Below are 25,064 nucleotides of genomic sequence, written 5' to 3'. Positions count from 1 at the left end.
CGGCGCGAGGCCCGGCTCCGGCGCGGGGCCCGGCTCCGGCGCGGGGCCCGGCTCCGGCTTAGGCCGGCCTCTGCGAACGCCCGCAGCGCACTGTCCGAGCGTCCGAGCGGGCTCGACGCCGGCCCGGCACGGGCTCGGCTCGCCCCGGCACCAGCCCGGCACGGGTCCAGCTCGGCGCCCGCAGGGGGCCCGGCTCGGCATGGCTGCCGGACGGTGGCCGCCGGCGTGGCGCCGGGTCCGCCCGTGTACCGCGGCAGCGGCCGCCGCTCAGCTCGTCGAGGACGAGCAGTGAGTCGTCCGCCCAGACAGCCGCGCCCCCGGGCGTCCCGGCCGGGCGGCCGGGGCTACCGGGCTACCCGGCTACCCGGCTACCCGGCTACCCGGCCGGCGTCCCCCGGGGCGTCCGCACACCGCGTCCCGCCGCCGAAGGTCCCCGGCTGCGCCCGGTCGGCGTCCGGTCCTTACGCGGACGGTCCCTGGTACGGCTTCGGGTGCGGCCCCTGTCCGTCGTAGGGCTCCGGGTCGCGCGGCCCGAACAGGGCCAAGAGGCCGAGGTGGACCAGCAGTGCGGCGACCGACCAGGTCAGAAGCGCGCTCTTCGCCGCCAGCTCGAGGGGGGCCGGGAAGGTCACGCCCTTGCCCGCCTCCTTCGCCTGGGCGAGGACGTCGTCGGCGGGGCCCAGCCAGACGCCCAGGCGCCAGGCCAGGAGCGAGCCGAGCAGACCGCCCAGGGCCAGCCCGACCACCAGCGGCACGCCGCCGCGCCGCCGCCACGCGAACACGGCCAGCGCGCTCACGGCGCCGCAGGCCAGCGCCAGCAGCGTGAACGTACCGTCCACGCCGACGGCCTGCTCGCCCTCGCTGTCCTTGAGGTAGACGACCCAGTCGCCGTCCACCACGTCCCCCACCAGCGGCACCCGCGGCGCGAGCCACACCCACAGCAGGCCGAGCAGCACACCGCCGAGCGCGACCAGCACCGTGACCACGGCGGCTTCCCGCACCTCGGTCCTCATCCCGGGCCCGTCCTGGCCGTACGCGGCGGGCGGCCCGGCCGTCCCCGGGTGGCCGCCGGGCGCCGGTGGCCAGGCCTGGTGCGGGGAGGGTTCGTGCGGGGGCGGCGGCGGGGTCAGCGGTGCGGTCACCCTGACATCGTGCCAGGCCCGCCCCGGCGGCGCGTCACCGGACGGCGGCCCGGCGGTAGGCCCAGGTGGCGACGGCCAGCGAGACGACGCCGACACCCGCGCAGACCGCGAGGTCGCCCAGGACGAACGCCCAGTCGGGGCTCGGCCGGAAGGTCCGCGCGAAGGCCTCGACGCCGTACGTCGACGGCAGCAGGTCACGGGTGAAGCGCACCGGCTCCGGCATCCGGTCGGGCGGCAGCACGCCGAGGAGCAGCGCCGCCGACATCCCCAGCTGCCCCAGCACGGTGGCCAGCTCCGGACGGGGCGCCAGCAGCCCGAAGGCCGCGCCGAGTCCGGACAGCGCGGCGCCCGCCAGCGGGATCACCGCCGCGAGCACCCACAGATGGGTCAGCGGCAGCCCGAACAGCACACACCCGAAGACGGCCGTCACCAGCGTCCCCGGCACGGTGAAGGAGGCGTACGCGCCGGCCGCGCCCAGCACCACGGCCGCGGGCGGCACGGGGAGCGTCGCGTAGTGGTCCAGCCCCCCGCTCGCCCGGAGCTGCCCGAAGTACTGCGCGAGCAGGTTCAGCGCGACGAAGGCGACGACGAGGACCGCCGAGCCGGCCACCACGGCCTCCGCCTCGCGCCCGCCGTCCACGACCCCCCGCATCATGATCAGGATGCCGACCGACTGGAACGTCGCCACGAACAGCAGCGGAATGCGTGCCACGCGCGCGCGGGACAGCTGCGCCCGGTACACGGCGACCAGCGACGGCCACAGCCGCGCACGCGGCGCGAGCTCGGCCGCCGCCCGGACCGGCTGCTCGTCCACGGCCCGGACGCCGCCCGGCAGAACCTCTGCGGGTACGACACTCACGTCGCGTTGCTCTCCCTCTCGGAGTTCACTCCGTCAGTCGTCCTGTTCGGTACGGATGCGATGGCCGCCGTGCTCACGCCCTCACCAGTCCCTGTCCCGCGGCGCCGCCCAGCGCCAGATAGACGTCCTCCAGGCTCGGCGTCGCCAGGGTGAAGTCGTCCAGCGCGGCGAAGGCGGCGCCGCCGGTGACGGTGGCGACGACCGCGCGGGCCTCCTCGGGGGCCAGCCGCAGTGTCCAGCGGCGCCCGGACTCCACGGCGCGTTCACGCAGCGCGGCGACCTCGGGCACGTCCAGCGGTGCCCGCTCCCGCCACACCAGCTCCACCCGTACCTCGCCCGCGACCTGTTCCTTGAGCCCGGCGGGCGTGTCACAGGCGATGACCCGGCCCCGGTCGAGGACGGCGACCCGGTCGAGGACGGTCTCGGCCTCGATGACGTTGTGGGTGACGAGCAGGACGGTCGTGCCGCGCTCGGCGCGCCGCCGGTCCACGGCGGACCACACCGCCCGCCGGGCGACGGGGTCCATGCCCGTGGTCGGCTCGTCCAGCACCAGCAGCGGCCGTTCCCCCACCAGGGCGGTCGCGAAGCAGGCCAGCCGCCGCTGGCCGCCGGACAGCTTGCGCAGCGGCCGCCCGGCGATCGGGGTCAGCCCGAGTTCGTCGAGCACCGCGTCCCGCTCCCGGCGCGCCTGCCGCACGTCGAGCCCGCGCAGACGTGCGGTGGTCTCGGCGGCGAGGGAGACGGTGAGCTCGTCGAGGGCGGTGGACTCCTGGCCGAGGTAGGCGAGGATGCGCGCGGCCCGCTCGGGGTGGCGCACGATGTCGTGCCCGAGGATCTCCACACTGCCCGTGTCGGGCCGCATCAGCCCGGTCATCTGCCGGACCAGGGTGGACTTGCCGGCCCCGTTCGGCCCGAGCAGCCCGAAGATCTCCCCGCGCCGGACCTCCAGCCGTACGTCGTCGGTGGCGCGTACCTCGGGGGTGGCGGGGGCGCCGCGCCGGGCCCGCACCGCCGGGTAGGTCTTGGTCAGACCGCGCACGGCACACACGACCTCGCCCCTGGGCCGGACTGCCGGTGCCGCGCGCGTACTCACAAAGGACGAGACTAAGGGGTCGGCGACCGCCGCTCGCGTCGGGGGGCGTCCCGAGTGCCCCGTTCAGTCCCCGGCGGGCGCGTGCTCGGCGGCCGTGCGCACGTCGACCTCCCGCCAGAAACCCGCCCGGATGGCGTAGCGGTCGTGCTCGTCGATCTGGTCGTCCTTGTGCGCGAGCAGGCCGAAGCGGGCCGCGTACCGCAGCAGCTCGCCGTCGATGCGGTGGGGGATGCGCGGATACATCCCGGAGAGCTTCTGGAGGTGGCTCTGGTCGCCGAGCCGCTCCATCCACCGCCGGGCGAAGACCTGTCCCACCTCGTACGGGTCGCCGCCGACAGTGGTGATGTCCTCCTCGCGGTCGGCCCACCGCTGCTCGGCGGTGGTGAGCTGGGCGAGGGTGGGCATCGAGGCGGCCTCGGAGGGTTCGGCGGCGACGCCGGGCCGGTCGACCCAGCCCTTGTCGGAGGACCAGCGCAGGGTGGCGGTCGCCGGGTGCTGGACGGCCTGCGGGCCGGGGGCGCGCAGCGCGGCGAGGTCCTTGGGGGTGGGGACGCCCTTGGGGGCGGGGACGCGTTCCTGCGGCGCGTCGGCGGGGGCCGCGGGTGCGTGGTCGCTCTCCTCGGACGGGCGGCCGTCGGCGTGGCGGCCGTCGGCGTGGCCGAGCCCGGAGTCGGGCAGCGGCGCGGAGAGGATCGCGGCGATCTCGGGGCGGGGCACGGGCGGCGGCGCGCAGATCCCGCCGAGGTCCTTGGCGCGGACGGCCTTGGTGATCCACGTACGGTCCAGGACGCGCCGCTCGTCGGCCTCGGCGACGAGGTCCTCGGACTGGTTGTAGTCGCCGTCGGCGGCCTGGACGGCCCACAGGTGGACGGCGACGCCGTGCTCCTTGGCAGCCATCATGCCGGGCAGCAGATCGCCGTCACCGGTGACGAGGACGACGTCGGAACAGGCGCGGTTGCGGGCCAGCTCGGTCAGTTCGGCGTGCATGGCGGCGTCGACGCCCTTCTGCGCCCAGCGGCCGTCGCTGCGGGTCAGGGCGCCCAGCCGGACGGTCACCCGGGGCATCACGCGCAGCCTGCGGTGCTCGGGCTGGGGGACGCGGTCGGGGGCGCCGTCGAACCAGTAGATGCGCAGCAGCGGCCGTTGTGTCTCGGACTCGGCCTGTTCGCGCAGTCCCTGGACGAGGGCGGCGTGGTCGACGGTGATCCGGGACCGCGACGGCTCTCCGGCGAGGAGACTCGCGGCGGCCCCCAGCAGATACCCGGCGTCCACCAGGACGATGCAGCGGTCCACACGACTCACCCTCTTCCTGGGAGGTTTGCTCAGGGCCTGCTTCGAGTCTGCCCGACGGCGCGGAGGTTAACGGTCCGAACTCGATCTTCGGCGTGGCGTTTCGGCGTCGTTCACCCCGACCACCCCTGTCACAGACGGTAATTATCCGACATGCGCGGTAAGTCGGGCTGTGTGAATCTGAATCCGGCCCTGGCCCCTAGACCCCCAACAGGAGGCAGATCCCCATGGCCAAGAACAAGAACCGTGACCGTAAGCAGCCGCAGCCCGAGCGCACCGGCCAGAGCGGCCAGCAGACCACGCTGGAGCCGCAGGACGAACAGCGCACCACCCAGGTGACCTCCGGTGACGTCACCCACGGCAAGGGGCGCGGCAAGCGCTTCGGTCACAACTAGCGTCTGAGTGACGGGCCTTGTGGCCGCCCGGATACCGAGGGGCGCACCCGGAGCCGGGTGCGCCCCTCGCGCGTGTCGTCCGCTCAGCCCGCCAGGCAGGACGGGCCGAGCAGCACCTTCAGGTCACCGAAGAGCGCCGGGTCGGGCTTGACCCGGTGCCGGTCCAGGCGCAGGACGGTCGTCCTGGTCGGGCCCTGGAGCTTGATCCGGACCTCGCTGTCGCCCTTGTGGTGGGTGAGGATCTCGCCGAGGCGGCTGACCATCGGCGGGGTGACCTTGACGGCCGGGATGGTGAGGATCACCGGCGCGTTGGTGCCCGCGGTGGACAGGTCCGGGACCATCAGTTCCATCGCGACGAGCCGCGGCACGTCCTCGCGCTTGTCCAGGCGGCCCTTGACGAACACCACGGCGTCCTCGACGAGTTGGGTGGACACCAGCTGGTAGGTCGCCGGGAAGAACATGCACTCGATGGAGCCGGCGAGGTCCTCGACGGTGGCGATCGCCCAGGCGTTGCCCTGCTTGGTCATCTTGCGCTGGAGGCCGGAGATGATGCCGCCGATGGTGACGACCGCGCCGTCGGCGTGCTCGCCCCCGGTGAGCTGGGCGATGCCCGCGTCGGCCTTGTCGGACAGCACGTGCTCCAGGCCGAACAGCGGGTGGTCGGAGACGTACAGGCCGAGCATCTCGCGCTCCTGCGCGAGGAGGTACGTCTTCTCCCACTCCTCGGTGGTGAACTCGACGTCGAGGCCGAAGCCGGGCTCGCTGCTCTCCTCCTCGCCCATGCCGCCGAAGAGGTCGAACTGGCCCTCGGCCTCCTTGCGCTTGACCGCCACCACGTTGTCGATCATCGGCTCGAAGTGCGCGGTGAGCCCCTTGCGGGTGTGCCCCAGGGTGTCGAACGCCCCCGCCTTGATCAGCGACTCCGTGGTGCGCTTGTTGCAGGCGACCGCCTCCACCTTGTCGAGGTAGTCGGGGAAGGAGGCGTACTTGCCCTTGGCCTTGCGGCTCTTGATGATCGACTCGACCACGTTCGTGCCGACGTTGCGCACGGCTTCGAGGCCGAAGAGGATCACGTCGTCGCCCTGCGCGGCGAAGTTGTGCACCGACTCGTTGACGTTCGGCGGGAGCACCTTGATGCCCATGCGGCGGCACTCGTTGAGGTAGACGGCCGACTTGTCCTTGTCGTCCTTGACCGAGGTGAGCAGCGCGGCCATGTACTCGGCGGGGTGGTTCGCCTTGAGGTACGCGGTCCAGTACGAGACCAGTCCGTACGCGGCCGAGTGCGCCTTGTTGAAGGCGTAGCCGGCGAACGGCACCAGCACGTCCCACAGGGCCTGGATCGCTTCGTCGCTGTAGCCGTTCTTCTGGGCGCCGGCCTGGAAGATGGTGAAGTTCTTCGCCAGTTCGTCGGGCTTCTTCTTGCCCATCACACGGCGGAGGATGTCGGCCTCGCCGAGCGAGTAGCCGGCGATGATCTGGGCGGCCTTCTGCACCTGCTCCTGGTAGACGATCAGGCCGTAGGTGACGGCCAGGACCTCTTCGAGGGGTTCCTCCAGCTCCTTGTGGATCGGGGTGATCTCCTGGAGCTTGTTCTTGCGGAGCGCGTAGTTGGTGTGCGAGTCCATGCCCATCGGGCCGGGACGGTAGAGCGCGGAGACGGCGGAGATGTCTTCGAAGTTGTCGGGCTTCATCAGGCGCAGCAGCGAGCGCATGGGACCGCCGTCGAACTGGAAGACGCCCAGGGTGTCGCCGCGCTGGAGCAGTTCGAAGGTCGTCGGATCGTCGAGCGGCAGGCTCAGCAGATCGATGTCGATGCCCTTGTTGGACTTCACCATCTTGACGGCGTCGTCCATGATCGTGAGGTTGCGCAGGCCGAGGAAGTCCATCTTCAGCAGGCCGAGCGACTCGCAGCTCGGATAGTCCCACTGCGTGATCGTCACGCCGTCGGTGTGCCTCACCCACACGGGCACGTGCTCGGTGATGGTCTCGCTGGACATGATCACGCCGGCGGCGTGCACACCCATCTGCCGGACCAGGCCCTCGACGCCCTTGGCGGTGTCGATGACCTTCTTCACGTCCGGTTCGTTCTCGTACATCCCCCGGACCTCGCCCGCCTCCGAGTAGCGGGGGTGGGACGGGTCCGTGATGCCGTTGAGGTCGATGCCCTTGCCCAGGACGTCGGCGGGCATCGCCTTGGTGATGCGGTCGCCCATCGCGTACGGGTAGCCCAGCACGCGCGCGGAGTCCTTGATCGCGTTCTTGGCCTTGATCTTGCCGTAGGTGCCGATCATGGCGACCTTGTCGGCGCCGTACTTCTCCGTCACGTACCTGATCACCTCGACGCGCCTGCGCTCGTCGAAGTCGATGTCGACGTCGGGCATGGAGACGCGCTCGGGGTTGAGGAACCGCTCGAAGATCAGGCCGTGCGGGATCGGGTCGAGGTCGGTGATGCCCATGGCGTAGGCGACGATCGAGCCGGCCGCGGAGCCTCGGCCGGGGCCGACCGCGATGCCGTTGTTCTTGGCCCACATGATGAAGTCGGCGACGACGAGGAAGTACCCCGGGAACCCCATCTGGATGATGACGTCCATCTCGTACTCGACCTGCTTCTGCCGGTCCTCGGGGATGCCGCCCGGGAAGCGGCGCTCCATGCCCCGGCGGACCTCCTCCTTGAACCAGGTGACCTCGGTGTAGCCCTCGGGGATGTCGAACTTCGGCATGAGGTTCCTGGCCTGGAACATGCCGGTGGTGTCGATCTGCTCGGCCACCAGGAGGGTGTTGCGGCAGCCCTCCTGCCAGGCGTCCGAGGAGTCGATGGCGTACATCTCGTCCGTGGACTTCAGGTAGTAGCCGGTGCCGTCGAACTTGAAGCGGTCGGGGTCGGAGAGGTTCTTGCCGGTCTGGATGCACAGCAGCGCGTCGTGGGCGGTCGCCTCGTGCGCGTAGGTGTAGTGCGAGTCGTTGGTCACCAGCGGCGGGATGCCGAGCTTCTTGCCGATCTCCAGCAGACCGTCGCGGACCCGGCGCTCGATCTCGATGCCGTGGTCCATCAGCTCCAGGAAGTAGCGGTCCTTGCCGAAGATGTCCTGGTAGTCGGCGGCCGCCTTCAGCGCCTCGTCGTACTGGCCGAGGCGCAGCCGGGTCTGGAGCTCGCCGGAGGGGCAGCCGGTGGAGGCGATCAGCCCCTCGGACCACTGGGAGATGGTCTCCTTGTCCATCCGGGGCCACTTCTGGAGCCAGCCCTCGGCGTACGCGTCGGAGGAGAGCCGGAAGAGGTTGTGCAGACCGGTGGCGTTCGCCGCCCAGATCGTCTTGTGGGTGTAGCCGCCGGAACCGGAGACGTCGTCCCGCTTCTGGTGCGGCTGGCCCCACTGGATCTTGCGCTTGTTCCGCCGCGACTCGGGCGCGACGTATGCCTCGATCCCGATGATCGGGGTGACTCCGGCCTTCTTCGCGGAGTGGAAGAAGTCGTACGCCCCGTGGAGGTTGCCGTGGTCGGACATGGCGATGTGGGTCATGCCCATCTCGTTGCACGCGTCGAACATGTCCTTCAGCCGCGCGGCACCGTCCAGCAGCGAGTACTGGGTGTGGACGTGCAGGTGCGTGAACGGCGGCTTCGACACGGCGGGGCCTCCCAGGGAAACAGACGACGACGGACCGGCGGACAGTCCGGGGGTCAGCGTCGAAGTCTATGCCTCGCCACTGACACCCCGAGGGCTCCCCCGCGTACCTTCACTGCGAGGGCCGTGGGCACTTTCACACATCCCGGCCCGTTGGATACGACAGAAACGCTGTCGTACATGTCATGCACCAGGAGGCACCCCGCGATGTCGGTCCCGCAGCTCAACGACGAGCCTCGCGGCGAGGAGATCCTCGCCGTCTTCGACACCGCCTTCGGCGCGCTCCTGGCCGCCGACCCGGCCGCGTTCCGCGTGAAGTTCCGGAAGATGGCGGCCTCGGCGTTCGCGTTCTACCGGGGCACGGCGGCGCTGTTCTACCACGACCTGGACCGGGAGGACACCGGGCGGGGCGCCGGGCAGGTGCTCAGCGGACCGTACCTCGACGAGCGCACCTCGCGCGTGTGGATCCACGGCGACCTGCACGCGGAGAACTTCGGCACCTACATGGACGCCACCGGCCGCCTGATCTTCAACGTCAACGACTTCGACGAGGCGTACGTCGGCCCCTTCACCTGGGACCTGAAGCGCTTCGCCGCCTCGATCGCCCTCATCGGGTACGCCAAGGCGCTCGGCGACGACCAGATCACCGACCTGGTGGAGGTGTACGCGGGCGCGTACCGCGAGCGGATCCGCGCGCTGGCCACCGGCGCCAAGGACGACGAGGTGCCGCCGTTCACCCTGGACACCGCCCAGGGCCCGCTGCTGGACGCCCTGCGCGACGCCCGCTCCCTGACCCGCTTCGGGCTGCTGGACTCCATGACCGAGATCCGCGACTTCGAGCGCCGCTTCGCGCCCGGGGGCGGCTCCATCGAGCTGGACGCGGCCACCCGCTACAAGGTCCTGGCCGCCTTCGACGGCTACCTGGAGACGCTGCCGGAGACATCGCTGGCCCGCCCGGACTCCTACCGGGTGAAGGACGTCGTCGGGCGCCGCGGCATCGGCATCGGCTCGGCCGGCCTGCCGTCGTACAACATCCTCCTGGAGGGCCACAGCGACGCCCTGGAGAACGACGTGGTGATCTACATCAAGCAGGCCCAGACCCCGGCCGTCTCCCGGCACGTCACCGATCCGGCGATCCGCGACTACTTCCGGCACGAGGGCCACCGCACGGTGATCTCCCAGCGCGCCCTCCAGGCGCACGCCGACCCGTGGCTGGGCTGGACCGAGCTGGACGGCGCGGGCCAGCTGGTCGCCGAGGTCTCGCCGTACGCCGTCGACCTGGACTGGGGCGACATCGACGACCCCGAGGAGATCGCGGCGGTCGTCGCCGACCTGGGCCGGGCCACGGCCGCGATGCACGCGGCGGCCGACGACACCTCCGGCGAGTCCCTGGTGCCGTTCTCCACCGAGCGGGCCATCGACGCGGCCATCGCCGCCGACGAGGACGGCTTCGCGCCCCTGCTGGTGGACTTCGCGCACTCCTACGGCGCACGCGCCCGTGCGGACCACCAGATCTTCGTCGACCTGTTCCGCAACGGACGGATTCCGGGTCTGTGACGGAAAGGGCTCTCACAGGGACCCTTTAGCGGTCCCTTACAGGAGCGCGTGACACACTCTCCTCCGCCATGGACATATCCGGGACCCGACTCAGAGCCGTACGCGCGGCGCTGTTCACGGCCTTCGTCGTGACGCTCAGCACCGCGTCGCACGTCCTGCTGTCCCGAGCCCCGCTGCCGCTCAACACGGTGGCCGCCGTCGCGGCCGCCGTGTTCGTCCTCGCGTACGCCCTCGCGGGCCGCGAGTGCGGCTTCGGGCGGATCGCCGGCCTGCTGATCCCGCTGGAACTGGCCGCCGACACCGTCTTCACCACCGGGCAGCACGTCTGCTACGGCCGTGCGGGCGGCCCGGTCGCCGGGCCGCTGGCCTCGGTCGGCTGGGACGTGCTGTGCGGTGACGGCACCCGGGTCGGGACCCCGCTGGCGCAGGTCACCGGCACCGACCCGGACCGGCTGGTCGGGGTGCTCGCGCACGCCGACCCCGCCACCGCCTGGCTGCTGCTCGCCGCGCACATCACCGTCGGCCTGACCGCGGCCGCCTGGCTGCGCCGGGGCGAGCGGGCGCTGGGCCGGCTGCTGGAAGCGGCGGCGGCGACCACGTTCCGTCCGCTGCTGCTGGCCGTCTCCGCCGTGACCGTACGGCGTGCCCCGGCGGCCCGCCGTCCGCCGCGGCCCACGCCCCGTACGGCCACCTCCCGCGCCCGGATCCTCGTGCACTCCCTGGGACGGCGGGGACCGCCGCGCTCGGTCGCCTTCGTCTGAACGACCCCGCTGCCCGCCGCCACGCCCGTGGCCGCGGCAGCCGAGCACGACAGTCCCCTCACACGTTTCCCGCGCACCTCCCGTGCGCGTCCCACAGGGAGAACACCGACATGAGCAAGCGGAACACCCAGGCGGCGAAGACGGCGGCCCGGGAGCGGCTGCGCCTCGAACGTGAGCGCCAGGCCAAGCGGGCCAAGATCAAGCGGCAGGTCGTCGTGGCCTGCTCGGTCGTCGGCGTGCTGGCGATCGCCGGCGGCATAGGTTACGCCGTCGTCCAGGCCAACAAGCCCACCTACTGGGAAGAGGCCAAGAACGACAAGCTGGTCAAGCCGGCCAACACCAGCGGCAAGAACGGCACCACGGTCGTCATCGGCAAGAGCACCGCCGAGAAGACGCTCACGATGTACGAGGACCCGCGCTGCCCGATCTGCGCCCAGTTCGAGCAGACCGTCGGCGCGACGGTGAAGTCGGACTACGACGCCGGCAAGTACAAGATCCAGTACGTCGGGGCCACCTTCCTCGACAACAGCCTGACCGGCGAGGGCTCCAAGAACGCGCTGAGCGCCCTGGGCGCCGCGCTGAACGTCAGCCCCGAGGCGTTCCTCGAGTACAAGACCGCGCTGTACTCGTCGAAGTACCACCCCGAGGAGACCGACGACAAGTTCAAGGACGACAGCTACCTGATCAAGGTGGCGAACACGGTCTCCGCCCTGAAGGGCAACACCAAGTTCCAGAACGCCGTGAAGAACGGCACCTACGACAAGTGGGCCCTGGAGATGTCCGCGACGTTCGACGACAGCGGCGTGTCGGGCACCCCGACGCTGAAGATGGACGGCAAGACGCTGACCGGCTCCGACGGGCAGAACGCGCCGATGACGGTGGCCGACTTCACCACCGCGATCGAGGCGGCCCTCACGGCCTGATCCGACGCGCGGCCGAAGAGCGGGCGAACTCTTGCCGGTTCGCCCGCTCTTCCGTCGTACTGGTCAGTAATCTCATCGCCCGTGACCAGACGACACAGCTCGACAGAGGGTTCCGAGGTACTGCCCGTACGCGCCGGCCCGCCCGCGCCGCGCCGCCGTTCGGTCGTCAAGGCCGCCGCCGCCACCGCGGCCCTGGCCGGCCCGCTCGCCGCCGCGCCGTCGGCCCGCGCCGCCGAGGCCCCCGTCTTCCTGCACGGCCTCGCCTCCGGCGACCCGCTGCCCGACGGCGTCCTGTTGTGGACCCGGGTGACGCCCACCGCGGAGGCGATACCCGGCTCCGGGCTCGGCCCGGACACCGAGGTCGAGTGGCTCGTGGCGCGGGACAAGGCGCTGACCAGCGTCGTGGCGAAGGGCTCCGTCACCGCGACCGCCGCCTCCGACCACACCGTCAAGGCCGACGTACGCGGTCTGGAACCGGCCACCGACTACTGGTTCCGCTTCTCGGCCGGCGGGACCGACTCCCCGGTGGCGCGCACCCGCACCGCGCCGGCGGCGGACGCGTCCGTGGCGGGTCTCCGCTTCGGCGTGGTCTCCTGCGCCAACTGGGAGGCCGGCTACTTCTCCCCCTACCGCCACCTCGCCGCCCGCGGCGACCTCGACGCCTGGCTGCACCTCGGCGACTACATCTACGAGTACGGCACCGGCGAGTACGGCACGCGCGGCACGGTCGTACGGCAGCACGCGCCGGCGCACGAGATCCTCACCCTCGCCGACTACCGGACCCGGCACGGCAGGTACAAGACCGACCCGGACCTCCAGTCCCTGCACGCCGCGGCTCCCGTCGTGGCGATCTGGGACGACCACGAGATCGCCAACGACGCCTGGTCCGGCGGCGCCGAGAACCACACCGAGGGCACCGAGGGCACCTGGGCGACCCGTCAGGCGGCCGCCAAGCAGGCCTACTTCGAGTGGATGCCGGTCCGCCCGGCGCTGGCGGGCACCACCTACCGCCGCCTGCGCTTCGGCAGGCTCGCCGACCTGTCCCTGCTGGACCTGCGCTCCTTCCGCTCCCAGCAGGTCTCCGCCGGCGACGGCGGCGTCGACGACCCGGACCGCACGCTCACCGGCCGCGCCCAACTCGACTGGCTCAAGGCCGGGCTGACCGCCTCCGACACCACCTGGCGGCTGGTCGGCAACTCGGTGATGATCTCGCCGTTCGCCGTCGGCTCGCTCTCCGCGGACCTGCTCGCGCCGCTCGCCGAGCTGCTCGGCCTGCCCCGGGAGGGCCTGGCCCTCAACACCGACCAGTGGGACGGCTACACCGACGACCGCCGGGAGCTCCTCGCCCACCTGCGCGCGAACGCCGTCCGCAACACCGTCTTCCTGACCGGCGACATCCACATGGCGTGGGCCAACGACGTGCCCGTGGACGCCGGGACCTACCCGCTGTCCGCCTCGGCCGCCACCGAGTTCGTCGTCACCTCGGTGACCTCCGACAACCTCGACGACCTCGTGGACGTCCCCGAGGGCACCGTCTCCGCGATCGCCGCGCCGGTCATCAGGGCCGCCAACCGCCACGTCCACTGGGTCGACACCGACCGGCACGGCTACGGCGTCCTGGACGTCACCGGCGAGCGCGCGCAGATGGACTACTACGTGGTCTCCAGCCGCACGCGGGCGGACGCCGGCTCGTCCTGGACCCGCTCCTACCGCACCCGCAGCGGCACGCAGCAGGTCGAGCGGACGTACGACCCGGTGTAGCCGACGCGGACTACAGGCCGGCGAGGAACCCGAGCGCCACCCGCCAGGTGGCCTCGGCCGCCTCCTCGTCGTAGTCGGGCAGGCCGGGGTCGGTGTACAGGTGGCCGGCCCCGGCGTACCGGTAGACCTCCACGTCGGCGCCCGCTCTGCGCATCTGGAGGTACCAGGCGTTCAGCCAGTCGTCCGTCTCGAACGGGTCCGGTTCGGCCACGTGCAGCTGGACCGGCAGCTCGTCCACCGAGACGTTCGGCGCGAGGTCGGACGTGCCGTGCAGGAGGAGCAGTCCCCGGGCCTTGTCGTCACCGAGGGCGAGGGTCTGGGCGATCGACGCGCCCAGCGAGAACCCGGCGTAGACCAGCCCCCGCTCCGAGTAGGGCGCCGCGGCCAGGACGGCTCTCCTCAGCAGCTCGTCCTTGCCGGTCTCCTCCTTGTGGGCCATGCCCTCCTCGACCGTGTCGAACGTGCGGCCCGCGAAGAGGTCCGGCGTCCACACCTCGTGGCCGGCGGCGCGCAGCCGGTCCGCCGCCGCACGCACCGCGGGACGCAGTCCATAGGTCGAATGGAAGAGCATGATGTTCATGAGGCCATGGTGCCAGCCGGCACCGACAGCACCGCACGGGCCGCCTGCCGTCACACGGTCCGTGTGCCTCTTCACACGAACCGCATGTTCACGACCCCGCCCTGCCGGTTACGTTCGAAGGCATGGAGAACCTGCTCCGCCCACTGATCGTGGTCGGCGGTTCGGTCCTGGTGACGCTGTTCATCGGCTGGGCCACCGACCTACTGCTGTCCAAGGCCGACCGACGCCATCCCGAGACGCCCCTGTGGGGGCTGCTGCGCCGTGGCCGCATCCCTTATCAGCTCGTGCTGTGCGCCGCGCTGTTGAGAGGGTCCTACGACGAGGCCGAGCTGCTCCAGGAGCACCGGGTCGCCATCGGCCGGACGCTCACCCTGGTCCTGATCGGATCCGCCGCGTGGCTGGCGATCCGTATGGCCGCCGCGGTCGTGGAGACCTCGTACAGCCGTTACGCGCGCGTCCACCGCGACGCGGCCCGGGTGCGGCGCGTCCGCACCCAGGTGTCGCTGATCATGCGGGTCGTCTCGGCGGTCGTCGGTGTGGTGGCGGTGGCGGCGATGCTGCTGACATTCCCGGCGTTCCGCGCCGCGGGCGCCTCGCTGCTGGCCTCCGCCGGCATCGTCGGCATCGTCGCCGGTGTCGCCGCCCAGTCGACGCTGAGCAACATGTTCGCCGGCTTCCAGATCGCCTTCGGCGACATGGTGCGCATCGGCGACACGGTCGTCGTCGACGGGGAGTGGGGCACCGTCGAGGAGATCACCCTGACCTTCCTGACCGTGCGGACCTGGGACGAGCGCCGGATCACGATGCCCGTCTCGTACTTCACGTCCAAGCCGTTCGAGAACTGGTCGCGGGGCACGCCCCAGATGACCGGCACCGTGTACTGGCACCTCGACCACTCGGCCCCGCTGGACGCCATGCGGGAGAAGCTGCGGGACGTCCTGCGCGAGTGCCCGGCCTGGGACGGCCGCGCCTACGGCCTCGACGTCACGGACACCACCCCGAACACCTTGCAGGTCAGGGCCCTGGTGACGGCCAAGGACGCCGACGACGTCTGGACGGTGCGGGTCACCGTCCGGGAGCGGATGATCCGCTGGCTGTGCGAGGAGCACCCCTACGCGCTGCCCCGCGTCAACACGGCGGACGCGACGCTGCCGCCGGGCCGTTCGAACGGGCTGGCGTTCCCCGACGGCGCGACCGCGCCACGCCAGCGCCGCGTCCACGAGTCGCCGCGCGTGGACCGCTGACCGACGCGGCCTCCCCGCCCGCCCACCCGCCCGGTCCTGCGGAGGTTCCGCAACGGGCGGGGGCGGACCGGGAGGCCGCCGCCCCCGCCCCCTCACCACAGAGGCCCCCTCACCGCAGGCGCCCGCTCACCACAGGGGCCCCCTCACCACAGAGACCCCTTAACGCAGGCGCCCGCTCACCGCAGGCGCCCGCTCACCACAGGCGCCCGCTCACCACAGGGGCCCCTCACCGCAGGCTGCGCACGTCGAGGTGGCGCAGCACCCGGTCCACGATCTCCGGGTCCGCGCCCGGCTCGCTCCGCGCCGCCACCACCTCGTGCCGCGCGGCGCTCAGCATCTCCCCCTGGATGCGCCGTACCCGTTTCAGCCGGCGCGCCCGCTGCTCGTGCGCCTCCCGCCGCTCGTCCTCCCCCAGGTCCGGGCTGATCCGCAGGCCGATGTCGAACGCCCGCCGCACCATCTGCTCGGACAGCTCCTCCGGCAGCTCCTCCTCGGCCTCGATCTCCTTCAGCCTGCGCTTGGCCGCCCGCGCCGCCCGCACGGCCAGTTCCCTCTCGAACTCCTTCTCCCGGTCGGTGTCCGCCCGCACCCCGAGCCGTTTGACGAGCCACGGCAGGGTCAGCCCCTGCAACACCAGCGTGCCCATGATCACCCCGAACGCGATGAACACGATCTCGTCCCGGTCGGGGAAGGCGTCCCCCGCCTCGGTCTGCAACGGGACCGCGAGCGCCAGCGCCACCGAGGCCACCCCGCGCATCCCCGCCCACCACATGACGACGGTCTCCCGCCAGCTCATCGGGATCTCCTCGTCGCGGTCCCGCCTGCGGTGCAGGCGCTGGGTGAGCCAGGTGGCCGGCAGCAGCCACAGCAGCCGTACCAGCACCACGACCCCGAGCACCGCGCCCGCCCAGCCGAGCATCTCGCCCCACCGTCCGGACGCGGTCCGGACGGCGTTGTGCAGCTCCAGCCCGATCAGCCCGAACGCGACGCCCGTGACCAGCGTGTCGACGATGTCCCAGAAGGTGTGCCCGGCGAGCCGGGTCATCACGTCGTCGGGATCGGTGGCGTACTCGGCGAGGAACAGCGCGGTGGTGAGCACGGCGAGCACCCCGGACCCGTGGAACTCCTCCGCCAGCACGTACGACGCGTACGGCACCAGCAGCGTCAGCCCGATCTGGAGCGTCGCGTCCCCGAGCAGGTCCATCAGCTTGTTCGCGCCCCACCCGAGCGCGAGTCCGACCGCCACCGCCACCACCGCGGACAGCACCAGGTCCAGACCGGCCCGCCACGGCGAAAAGGTGCCGCTCACGGCGGCGGTGATCGCCACGTGGTACAGGACGATGGCCGTGACGTCGTTGAACAGCCCCTCGCCCTCCAGGATGGACACCAGCCTGCGGGGCAGCCCGAGCTGCCCGGCCACGGCGGTGGCGGCGACCGGGTCGGGCGGCGCGACGAGCGCCCCGAGCGCGACGGCCGCGGCGATCGGCAGCCCCGGCACGATCGTGTGGGCGACGGCGGCCACGCACATCGTCGTGACGAACACCAGCGCCACGGCCAGCAGGAAGATCGGCCGTTTGTTCGCCGCGAACTGCCGCCAGGAGGTCCGCCGGACCGCCGCGTACAGCAGGGGCGGCAGCAGCAGCGGCAGGATCAGGTCGGGCGGGACGTCCACGTCGGGCACGAAGTCCGCGAGCGCCAGCCCGATCCCCAGCAGCGTCATCAGCACCGGCGCGGGCAGCCCCCACCGGTCCCCGAGCGGGACGCTCACCACGGCCCCGAGCAACAGGACGAACAGCAGGGCCAACTGATCCACGGTCAGTGCTCCGGGGGTCGGGACGTCACAGGGCTGCCTTCCAGCCTGCCACGCCACGCCCGTCACCAGCCCGTTCGGCACCGGGGGCACGGCCTCCGGTCCCCGGGCGGCGCCCGAAAGCCACGTCCTGCCGCCAGGCGGGCGCGCGTCCGCGGCCGGGACCTACGGCCGCAGGGCCCGCCGCATCGCCCGGTGCGGGATGCCGGCGTCCGGGAACTTTGGCCCGTAGGCCGCGTACCCCAGCCGTTCGTAGAAGCCCAGCGCGTGGGTCTGCGCGTGCAGGTCGACGGCGGCCAGCCCCCGCGCGCGTGCCGCCTCCTCCAGGGCGCGCACGAGCGCGGCCCCGACGCCCAGCCCGCGCGCCTCCTTCGCGACCGCGAGCCTGCCCAGCGACCCGGCCGAGGGATCGCCGCCGGTCTTCGCCGCGGCCGCCGCGCCGTACAGCAGCCGACCGGTCCCCAGGGGGACGCCGTCCTCGCGGACCGCCAGCACGTGCACCGCGTCGGCGTCGTAGGCGTCGTACTCGATGTCCTCGGGGACCCCCTGCTCGCCGACGAAGACCTCCTTGCGGAGCGCGAAGCAGGCCTCGCGGTCGGCGGGGTCCTCCACGACCCGCACCCCGTACGCGCGCGTGCTCATCCGTAGGTCTCCTCGCGGACCTGGTCCAGGGCGCTCTGCAGGTCGTCCGGGTAGTCGCAGGCGAACTCGGCCCACCGGCCGTCGCCGGGGTGCTCGAAGCCCAGCCGCACCGCGTGCAGCCACTGCCGGGTCAGCCGCAGCCGCTTGGCGAGCGTCGGGTCGGCGCCGTACGTCAGGTCGCCGACGCAGGGGTGGCGGTGGGCGGACATGTGGACGCGGATCTGGTGCGTGCGGCCGGTCTCCAGCTTGACGTCGAGGAGCGAGGCCGCGCGGAACGCCTCGATGAGGTCGTAGTGGGTGACGGACGGCTTGCCGTCGGCGGTGACCGCCCACTTGTAGTCGTGCTGGGGGTGCCGTCCGATGGGGGCGTCGATGGTGCCGCTGGTCGGATCGGGGTGGCCCTGGACGAGCGTGTGGTAGCGCTTGTCGACCGTGCGCTCCTTGAACTGGCGCTTCAGCGACGTGTACGCGTACTCGGACTTGGCGACCACCATCAGGCCGGAGGTGCCCACGTCGAGCCGGTGCACGATGCCCTGGCGCTCGGCGGCGCCGGAGGTGGAGATGCGGTAGCCGGCGGCGGCGAGACCGCCGATGACGGTCGGCCCGGTCCAGCCGGGCGACGGGTGGGCGGCCACCCCGACCGGCTTGACGATGACGACCACGTCGTCGTCGTCGTGGACGATCTCCATGCCCTCGACCGGTTCGGCCACCACCTGCACCGGTGCGGGCGCCTGCGGCATCTCGACCTCGAGCCAGGCGCCGCCGCGCACCCGCTCGGACTTCCCGACGACCGACCCGTCGACCGCGACCTTCCCCGCGGCGGCGAGTTCGGCCGCCTTGGTGCGGGAGAAGCCGAACATGCGGGAGATGGCGGCGTCGACGCGCTCGCCCTCCAGGCCGTCGGGCACGGGCAGGGTACGGATCTCGGGAAGGGTGCTCACCCGTCGAGTATGCCGGACGGGTGCGACAGGCCCGTACGGAGCCTGTGGACGACCGTGGACCACCGCCGGCGGGCCCACTGCCCGCGGACCCCGGCATTGGGCACCCGGGGCGCCTGGGACCCGGGCCCCTGGGACCCGGTCCTCGCTCGCGGAGTCAGTCCCGGTGGACGGTGCCGTCCGGGTCGAGTCCCCTGAACGACAGCAGCACGATCAGGATGCCGCCGCACACGATGGCGGAGTCGGCGAGGTTGAAGACCGCGAAGTGCTTCGGCGCGATGAAGTCCACCACCGCGCCCTCGAAGACGCCCGGCGAGCGGAAGATCCGGTCGGTGAGGTTGCCGAGCGCGCCGCCGAGCAGCAGACCGAGCGCGATCGCCCAGGGCAGGCTGCGCAGCTTGCGCGCGAGGCGGGCGATCACCACGATCACCGCCGCCGCGATGACCGTGAAGATCACCGTGAAGGCCTCGCCGAACCCGAAGGCGGCGCCCGCGTTGCGGATAGCCTCGAACCTCAGCCAGTCGCCGATGATCTCGATCGGCGGCTGGTGCTCCAGCTTCTCGACCACGATCATCTTGCTGACCAGGTCGAGGGCGTACGCGAACGCGGCGACCGCGAACAGCACGGCGACCCGGCGCTTGCCGCGCGGCCGATCGGCTGCGTCCTCGGCCCCGTCCTCGGCTCCCGCCGCCGGCTCGTGCGCACCGGACGACCCGTCCGGCGCCGCCTTCCCGGCGGTCCCGTCGGACGGCTCCCGCGCGGCTCCCGCCGCCTCGGGGGTGTCCGGCGTACCGATGATGCGCTCCGCCTCTGCCACGTGAGTCCCTCGACCTAGGTACCTGACTGAGGACGAGGGTACGGCACACCCCCCGGCGGCCGGGTGATCAGTACCGGCGCTCCTGCTTCTGCTTGCACTCGACGCACAGCGTGGCCCGGGGGAAGGCCTGCATACGCGCCTTGCCGATGGGGTTGCCGCAGTTCTCGCACAGGCCGTAGGTGCCGGCGTCCAGCCGCTCCAGGGCGTGCTCCGTCTGGATCAGCATCTCGCGCGCGTTGGCGGCCAGCGCCAGCTCGTGCTCCCGCGTGATGTTCTTGGTCCCGGTGTCCGCCTGGTCGTCTCCGGCGCCGTCCCCCGAGTCACGCATCAGACCCGCCAGGGCCGCCTCGGACGCGGCGAGCTCCGTGCGCAGCCGTTCCTTCTCGGACTGCAGTTCGGTGCGGGCCTCGTCGGCCTCCTCCGGGGTCCAGGGTTCCTCGCCGGGGCGCACCGCCAGCTCGCCCGGCTCCGCGGCGGCGAACCGCGCCTTGGGAACGGCCGTCTTCGCCGCCGTGGCCGTGCCAGGAGTCTTCTTCGCAACCACCGTCGTGGCTCCCGTCTGCTCCGCGGCCGAGGCCGCGCCCACCTTCTTGGCCGTGCTCTTCCCGGCGGTGCGCTTCCCTGCCGTGCCCCCGCCCTCCGTGGGCTCTCCGGCCACCGCACCGCCCTTGCCGCCGGCCCCCTCCGAACCGGCGGTCACCTCGCTGCCGACGTTCTCCGCCACCGCGGCCTCCTCCGGGGCCACGGCCTTCCTCGCCCCCGCCCTCTTCCCGGCGCCCGCTTTATCCCGGCCGCCCTCCCGCGCGACCGCCCTCCCTGCCGCCCCGACCGCCTTCCCGGCCCGTCCGGCCGCCTTCCCGGCCGGTCCGGCCGCCTTCCCGGCCGGTCCGGCGGCCTTCCTCGTCGGGCCGGCGCTCTCCTCCGACGCTGCGGTGTCCTCCAAGTCGGGGTCCTCCACCTCGGGGTCCTCGACCGCCGCGTGCCCGGCGGGTGCCGTCCTCACCGGTCCCTTCTCGGCGGGCGCCTTCCTCGAAGGCGCCTTCTCGGCGGGCACCTTCTTCTCCGCACGCTCCACCGCCTTCTCCGAAACGGCCCCGGGCCGCTCCACCGCCTTCTCCGAGGAAGCGTTCCCCGTGGCCGTCTTCCGCGCGGACACCCGCTTCGCCGCGACCCGCCCGCCGGACGCCTGCTTGCCGGACGCCTGCTTGCCGGACGACTTCGGCGTGGCGGCCTCCGTCCCGGCCGCGGTCGGGTCGGCGCCCGCGGGCCCGGCGGCGGCCTTCCCACCGGCCGTCCTCCTGGCGGTGGTCTTCCCGGCCACCGCCCTCTTCCCCTCCCCCTCCTCCTCGGCGACCGACTTCTTCCCCACCGGCGCCCGGTCAACCCCCGACTTCGGGGTCCCCTCGCCGACAGCCGCCCCCACCGCCTTACCGGCACCCTTGCCGACGATCTCCTTGCCGTCCCTGCCGTCCTTGTCGAGGTCCTCGCCGAGGCTCTTGCCGACGTGCCTTGCCGCACCGCCAGGGGCACCCGTGGGCCTGCCGGACGCCGACTGCTGTACGGCGGTCTTCTTCGCCACCATGGCCGCGGCCCCTTCACATATTGTGCTTTGCGCGCAAATCGTGCTGGGACGATAAATCGACTTGGGTCCCGCGGCAACGGGGCACACCGCCCGATTCGCCCGCCTCGCGCATGCCGCGCGGCAAGCCTGCATCCGTTGTGCCCAGCTCCCCGGCGGGTAATCCGCCGAGCCGGCCGTCCCGGAACCCGCGGCCCGCGCACCTCACCGTTCGGGTCATCCCCGATCCGCCCGTGCCCCGCGCCCGCCCGCCCGCCCCGAAAACCGGTCGGCCGCTGTCGTCGCGGCGCCGTACACTGGGCGCAGCGAAAAGCGTGGATGGGGACGAGTAGCGGCGTACGCAGCCCAGAGCGACCCGGGGACGGTGGAAGCCCGGGGGCGAGCGCGACGTGAAGATCACCCCGGAGCCGCCGGAAGAACGCCTTGGACGATGGGCCTCGCCCACCGCCCGCACAGGGTCAGTAGAGCCGGCATCGCGACCCCAATGAGGGGGCTCACCGGAGCGTACGGCGCACCGGAGGGCCAAGGAGGGTGGTACCGCGGGAGCGCGCCGCACACGGCGTAGACAGGAAAGAACGCTCTCGTCCCTCCGACGGAAGGCAGAAAGTCCGCCGGAGGAAGATCGATGACGACGTACCGCCAGGTGCCCGCCCAGGTCGACCTGCCCGCCCTCGAGCACGCGGTGCTCGACTTCTGGCGCGAGCAGAAGATCTTTGCCAAGAGCCTGGAGCAGTCCGAGGGCCGCCCCGAGTGGGTGTTCTACGAGGGCCCGCCCACCGCCAACGGCATGCCGGGCGCCCACCACATCGAGGCGCGCGTCTTCAAGGACGTCTTCCCCCGCTTCCGCACCATGCGCGGCTACCACGTGGCCCGCAAGGCCGGCTGGGACTGCCACGGCCTGCCGGTGGAGCTGGCGGTCGAGAAGGAGCTCGGCTTCAGCGGCAAGCAGGACATCGAGGCGTACGGCATCGCCGAGTTCAACGCCAAGTGCCGCGAGTCCGTGACCCGCCACACCGACGCCTTCACCGAGCTGACGACCCGCATGGGCTACTGGGTCGACCTCGACGACGCCTACCGGACCATGGACCCGGAGTACGTCGACTCGGTCTGGTGGTCGCTGAAGGAGATCTTCGCCAAGGGCCTGCTGGTCCAGGACCACCGCGTCGCCCCCTGGTGCCCGCGCTGCGGCACCGGCCTCTCCGACCACGAGCTGGCCCAGGGCTACGAGACGGTCGTCGACCCGTCCGTGTACGTCCGCTTCCCGCTCACCTCCGGTCCGCTCGCCGGCCGGGCCGCGCTCCTGGTGTGGACGACGACCCCCTGGACGCTCGTCTCCAACACGGCCGTCGCCGCCCACCCCGAGGTCACCTACGTCGTCGCCACCGACGGCGAGGAGCAGCTCGTCGTCGCCGAGCCGCTCGTCGCCAAGGCGCTCGGCGAGGGCTGGGAGACCACCGGCGAGACCTTCACCGGCGCCGACATGGAGCGCTGGACCTACCAGCGCCCCTTCGAGCTGGTCGAGTTCCCCGCCGAGGCCCACTTCGTCGTCAACGCCGACTACGTCACCACCGAGGACGGCACGGGCCTGGTCCACCAGTCCCCCGCCTTCGGTGAGGACGACCTCAAGGTCTGCCGGTCCTACGGCCTGCCGCTGGTGAACCCGGTCCGCCAGGACGGCACGTTCGCCGAGGACGTCCCCCTGGTCGGCGGCGTCTTCTTCAAGAAGGCGGACGAAAAGCTCACCGAGGACCTCCAGCAGCGCGGCCTCCTCTTCCGGCACATCCCGTACGAGCACAGCTACCCGCACTGCTGGCGCTGCCACACCGCGCTCCTCTACTACGCGCAGCCGTCCTGGTACATCCGCACCACGGCCGTCAAGGACCGCCTCCTCCAGGAGAACGAGAAGACCAACTGGTTCCCCGAGACGGTCAAGCACGGCCGCTTCGGCGACTGGCTGAACAACAACATCGACTGGGCCCTGTCCCGCAGCCGCTACTGGGGCACCCCGCTGCCGATCTGGCGCTGCGAGGACGACCACCTCACCGTCGTCGGCTCCCGCGCCGAGCTCACCGAGCTCACCGGCACCGACCAGTCCGGGCTGGACCCGCACCGCCCGTACATCGACGCCGTCACGTTCGCCTGCCCCCAGTGCGAGAAGACGGCCACGCGCGTGCCGGAGGTCATCGACGCCTGGTACGACTCGGGATCGATGCCGTTCGCGCAGTGGGGCTACCCGTACAAGAACAAGGAACTGTTCGAGTCCCGCTACCCGGCGCAGTTCATCAGCGAGGCCATCGACCAGACCCGCGGCTGGTTCTACACGCTGATGGCGGTCGGCACGCTGGTCTTCGACAAGTCGTCGTACGAGAACGTCGTCTGCCTCGGCCACATCCTCGCCGAGGACGGCCGCAAGATGTCCAAGCACCTCGGCAACATCCTCCAGCCGATCCCGCTCATGGACCAGCACGGCGCGGACGCGGTCCGCTGGTTCATGGCGGCCGGCGGCTCCCCGTGGGCGGCCCGCCGCGTCGGCCACGGCACCATCCAGGAAGTCGTCCGCAAGACGCTCCTCACGTACTGGAACACGGTCGCCTTCCAGGCCCTGTACGCCCGTACGGCCGGCTGGGCGCCGTCCGGGGCCGACCCGGCCCCCGCCGACCGCCCGGTCCTGGACCGGTGGCTGCTGTCCGAACTCCACGCGCTCACCGACCAGGTGACCCAGTCCCTGGAGGCCTACGACACCCAGCGCGCCGGCAAGCTGCTCTCGGCGTTCGTCGACGACCTGTCCAACTGGTACGTCCGCCGTTCCCGTCGCCGCTTCTGGCAGGGCGACAAGGCCGCGCTGCGCACCCTGCACGAGGTCGTGGAGACGGTCACCAAGCTGATGGCCCCGCTGACCCCGTTCATCACCGAGCGGGTCTGGCAGGACCTGGTCGTCCCGGTCACCCCGGGCGCCCCGGACTCCGTCCACCTGGCCGCCTGGCCGGAGGCGGACCTCTCCGCCATCGACCCCGAGCTGTCGCGGCAGATGGTCCTGGTCCGCCGCCTGGTCGAGCTCGGCCGCGCCACCCGCGCGGAGTCCGGCGTGAAGACCCGCCAGCCGCTGCGGCGCGCCCTGATCGCGGCGACCGGGTTCGACGCCCTCTCCCCCGAACTGCACACGCAGATCACGGAGGAGCTGAACGTCGAGTCCCTGGCCTCCCTCTCCGAGGTCGGCGGCAGCCTGGTCGACACCACCGCCAAGGCCAACTTCCGGGCCCTGGGCAAGCGGTTCGGCAAGCGGGTCCAGGACGTGGCGAAGGCCGTCGCGAACGCCGACGCGGCCGCGCTCTCCCTCGCCCTGCGCGAGGGCACGGCGTCGGTCGAGGTCGACGGCGAGACCATCACCCTCGCCCCGGACGAGGTGATCATCACGGAGACTCCGCGCGAGGGCTGGTCGGTGGCGTCCGACTCGGGCGCGACGGTCGCCCTCGACCTGGAGATCACGGAGGAGCTGCGCCGCGCCGGCCTGGCCCGTGACGCGATCCGCCTGATCCAGGAGGCCCGCAAGAACAGCGGCCTCGACGTCGCCGACCGGATCGCGCTCCGCTGGACCGCGACCGACCCGGCCACCGTCGACGCCCTGACCGGTCACACCGGACTGATCGCCGACGAGGTCCTCGCCACGGACTTCGCCCAGGGCGAGGCGGACGACACCTACGGCACCCCGTTCACGGACGAGGGCCTGACCCTGACGTTCCGGCTCCGCAAGGCGTAAGCCCTCCCGGCCGTCGGCGGCTGTCCCCGGGATCCGCCCGGCGGACAGCCGCCGTATCGTCCCGGCGGGCAGTCACCCCTGTCGCCCCGGCGGACAGCCGCCGTATCGTCCCGGCGGGCAGTCACCGTATCGTCCCGGCGGGCAGTCACCGTATCGTCCCGGCGGGCAGTCACCGTATCGTCCCGGTGGGCAGTCGCCGTATCGTCCCGGTGGGCAGTCACCGTGTCGCCCCGGTGGGCAGTCACCGTCTCGTCCCGGCGGGCCACCGCCGTTCCACCCCGGGGCTTCGCCCGGCC

The 25,064-nt window shown here is 72.2% G+C and carries 18 protein-coding genes; 7 read left to right on the top strand and 11 right to left on the bottom strand.

Going from position 1 to position 25,064, the window contains the following annotated elements; translation table 11 throughout:
• Positions 1–461: 461 nt before the first annotated feature.
• From ACIP67_RS32405 to ACIP67_RS32390, 4 genes are all read right to left on the bottom strand, one after another.
• On the bottom strand, positions 462–1,142 hold the full coding sequence (locus tag ACIP67_RS32405; protein ID WP_401696540.1) for an AAA family ATPase: 681 nt from the start codon (positions 1,140–1,142) through the stop codon (positions 462–464).
• 34 nt (positions 1,143–1,176) lie between these two features.
• Complete coding sequence (locus tag ACIP67_RS32400; protein ID WP_401696538.1) at positions 1,177–2,001, bottom strand: ABC transporter permease; 825 nt, start codon at positions 1,999–2,001, stop codon at positions 1,177–1,179.
• Between the two features lie 73 nt (positions 2,002–2,074).
• A complete protein-coding gene (locus ACIP67_RS32395; protein ID WP_401696698.1) occupies positions 2,075–3,049 on the bottom strand; it encodes an ABC transporter ATP-binding protein in 975 nt (324 codons plus the stop codon).
• A 108-nt stretch (positions 3,050–3,157) separates the two neighbouring features.
• On the bottom strand, positions 3,158–4,387 hold the full coding sequence (locus ACIP67_RS32390) for an NYN domain-containing protein (RefSeq protein ID WP_401696536.1): 1,230 nt from the start codon (positions 4,385–4,387) through the stop codon (positions 3,158–3,160).
• Positions 4,388–4,611: 224 nt separating this feature from the next.
• Here ACIP67_RS32390 and ACIP67_RS32385 point away from each other — a divergent pair, with 224 nt between their 5' ends.
• Positions 4,612–4,779, top strand: a complete 168-nt coding sequence (locus ACIP67_RS32385; RefSeq protein ID WP_401696534.1) for a hypothetical protein — start codon at positions 4,612–4,614, stop codon at positions 4,777–4,779.
• An 83-nt stretch (positions 4,780–4,862) separates the two neighbouring features.
• Here ACIP67_RS32385 and dnaE read toward each other — a convergent pair whose 3' ends face one another.
• Positions 4,863–8,402, bottom strand: coding sequence for a DNA polymerase III subunit alpha (dnaE, locus tag ACIP67_RS32380; RefSeq protein WP_401696532.1), 3,540 nt, complete (start codon positions 8,400–8,402; stop codon positions 4,863–4,865).
• Positions 8,403–8,606: 204 nt separating this feature from the next.
• Here dnaE and ACIP67_RS32375 point away from each other — a divergent pair, with 204 nt between their 5' ends.
• From ACIP67_RS32375 to ACIP67_RS32360, 4 genes are all read left to right on the top strand, one after another.
• On the top strand, positions 8,607–9,956 hold the full coding sequence (locus ACIP67_RS32375) for a DUF2252 domain-containing protein (protein ID WP_401696530.1): 1,350 nt from the start codon (positions 8,607–8,609) through the stop codon (positions 9,954–9,956).
• Positions 9,957–10,024: 68 nt separating this feature from the next.
• On the top strand, positions 10,025–10,717 hold the full coding sequence (locus ACIP67_RS32370) for a hypothetical protein (RefSeq protein ID WP_401696527.1): 693 nt from the start codon (positions 10,025–10,027) through the stop codon (positions 10,715–10,717).
• Positions 10,718–10,827: 110 nt separating this feature from the next.
• On the top strand, positions 10,828–11,640 hold the full coding sequence (locus ACIP67_RS32365; protein WP_401696525.1) for a thioredoxin domain-containing protein: 813 nt from the start codon (positions 10,828–10,830) through the stop codon (positions 11,638–11,640).
• Positions 11,641–11,721: 81 nt separating this feature from the next.
• Positions 11,722–13,401 (top strand): alkaline phosphatase D family protein, encoded by a 1,680-nt coding sequence (locus ACIP67_RS32360; RefSeq protein ID WP_401696523.1) that lies wholly within the window; start codon positions 11,722–11,724, stop codon positions 13,399–13,401.
• A 10-nt stretch (positions 13,402–13,411) separates the two neighbouring features.
• Here ACIP67_RS32360 and ACIP67_RS32355 read toward each other — a convergent pair whose 3' ends face one another.
• The gene (locus tag ACIP67_RS32355) at positions 13,412–13,981 is read right to left on the bottom strand and encodes a dienelactone hydrolase family protein (RefSeq protein ID WP_401696521.1); all 570 of its coding nucleotides are present in this window, start codon (positions 13,979–13,981) and stop codon (positions 13,412–13,414) included.
• Positions 13,982–14,103: 122 nt separating this feature from the next.
• Between ACIP67_RS32355 and ACIP67_RS32350 the strand changes: the two genes are divergently transcribed.
• Complete coding sequence (locus ACIP67_RS32350) at positions 14,104–15,225, top strand: mechanosensitive ion channel family protein (RefSeq protein ID WP_401696520.1); 1,122 nt, start codon at positions 14,104–14,106, stop codon at positions 15,223–15,225.
• A 226-nt stretch (positions 15,226–15,451) separates the two neighbouring features.
• Here the strand turns inward: ACIP67_RS32350 and ACIP67_RS32345 are convergent, their stop codons facing one another.
• The 5 genes from ACIP67_RS32345 to ACIP67_RS32325 all read right to left on the bottom strand — a co-directional run bounded on the left by ACIP67_RS32345 (position 15,452) and on the right by ACIP67_RS32325 (position 21,014).
• Positions 15,452–17,038 carry a Na+/H+ antiporter gene (locus tag ACIP67_RS32345; protein WP_401696519.1) on the bottom strand — a complete coding sequence of 529 codons (1,587 nt, stop codon included), beginning with the start codon at positions 17,036–17,038 and terminating at the stop codon, positions 15,452–15,454.
• Between the two features lie 162 nt (positions 17,039–17,200).
• Positions 17,201–17,677: a GNAT family N-acetyltransferase gene (locus ACIP67_RS32340; protein ID WP_401696517.1), complete on the bottom strand. Its 477-nt coding sequence runs from the start codon at positions 17,675–17,677 to the stop codon at positions 17,201–17,203.
• Positions 17,674–18,618 carry an RluA family pseudouridine synthase gene (locus ACIP67_RS32335; protein ID WP_389511571.1) on the bottom strand — a complete coding sequence of 315 codons (945 nt, stop codon included), beginning with the start codon at positions 18,616–18,618 and terminating at the stop codon, positions 17,674–17,676. The genes ACIP67_RS32340 and ACIP67_RS32335 overlap by 4 nt, the downstream gene beginning before the upstream one ends.
• A 154-nt stretch (positions 18,619–18,772) precedes the next feature.
• The gene (gene lspA, locus ACIP67_RS32330; RefSeq protein WP_401696516.1) at positions 18,773–19,432 is read right to left on the bottom strand and encodes a signal peptidase II; all 660 of its coding nucleotides are present in this window, start codon (positions 19,430–19,432) and stop codon (positions 18,773–18,775) included.
• 67 nt (positions 19,433–19,499) lie between these two features.
• Positions 19,500–21,014: a TraR/DksA C4-type zinc finger protein gene (locus tag ACIP67_RS32325; protein ID WP_401696514.1), complete on the bottom strand. Its 1,515-nt coding sequence runs from the start codon at positions 21,012–21,014 to the stop codon at positions 19,500–19,502.
• A 622-nt stretch (positions 21,015–21,636) separates the two neighbouring features.
• On the opposite strand from ACIP67_RS32325, the gene ileS reads away from it, so the two are divergent.
• Positions 21,637–24,768: an isoleucine--tRNA ligase gene (ileS, locus tag ACIP67_RS32320; RefSeq protein WP_401696513.1), complete on the top strand. Its 3,132-nt coding sequence runs from the start codon at positions 21,637–21,639 to the stop codon at positions 24,766–24,768.
• Positions 24,769–25,064 lie beyond the last annotated feature (296 nt).

This window comes from Streptomyces sp. NPDC088812 (genome assembly GCF_044750285.1).
Taxonomy (GTDB): Bacteria; Actinomycetota; Actinomycetes; order Streptomycetales; family Streptomycetaceae; genus Streptomyces.
This window is presented reverse-complemented; position numbering and strand designations above follow the sequence as displayed.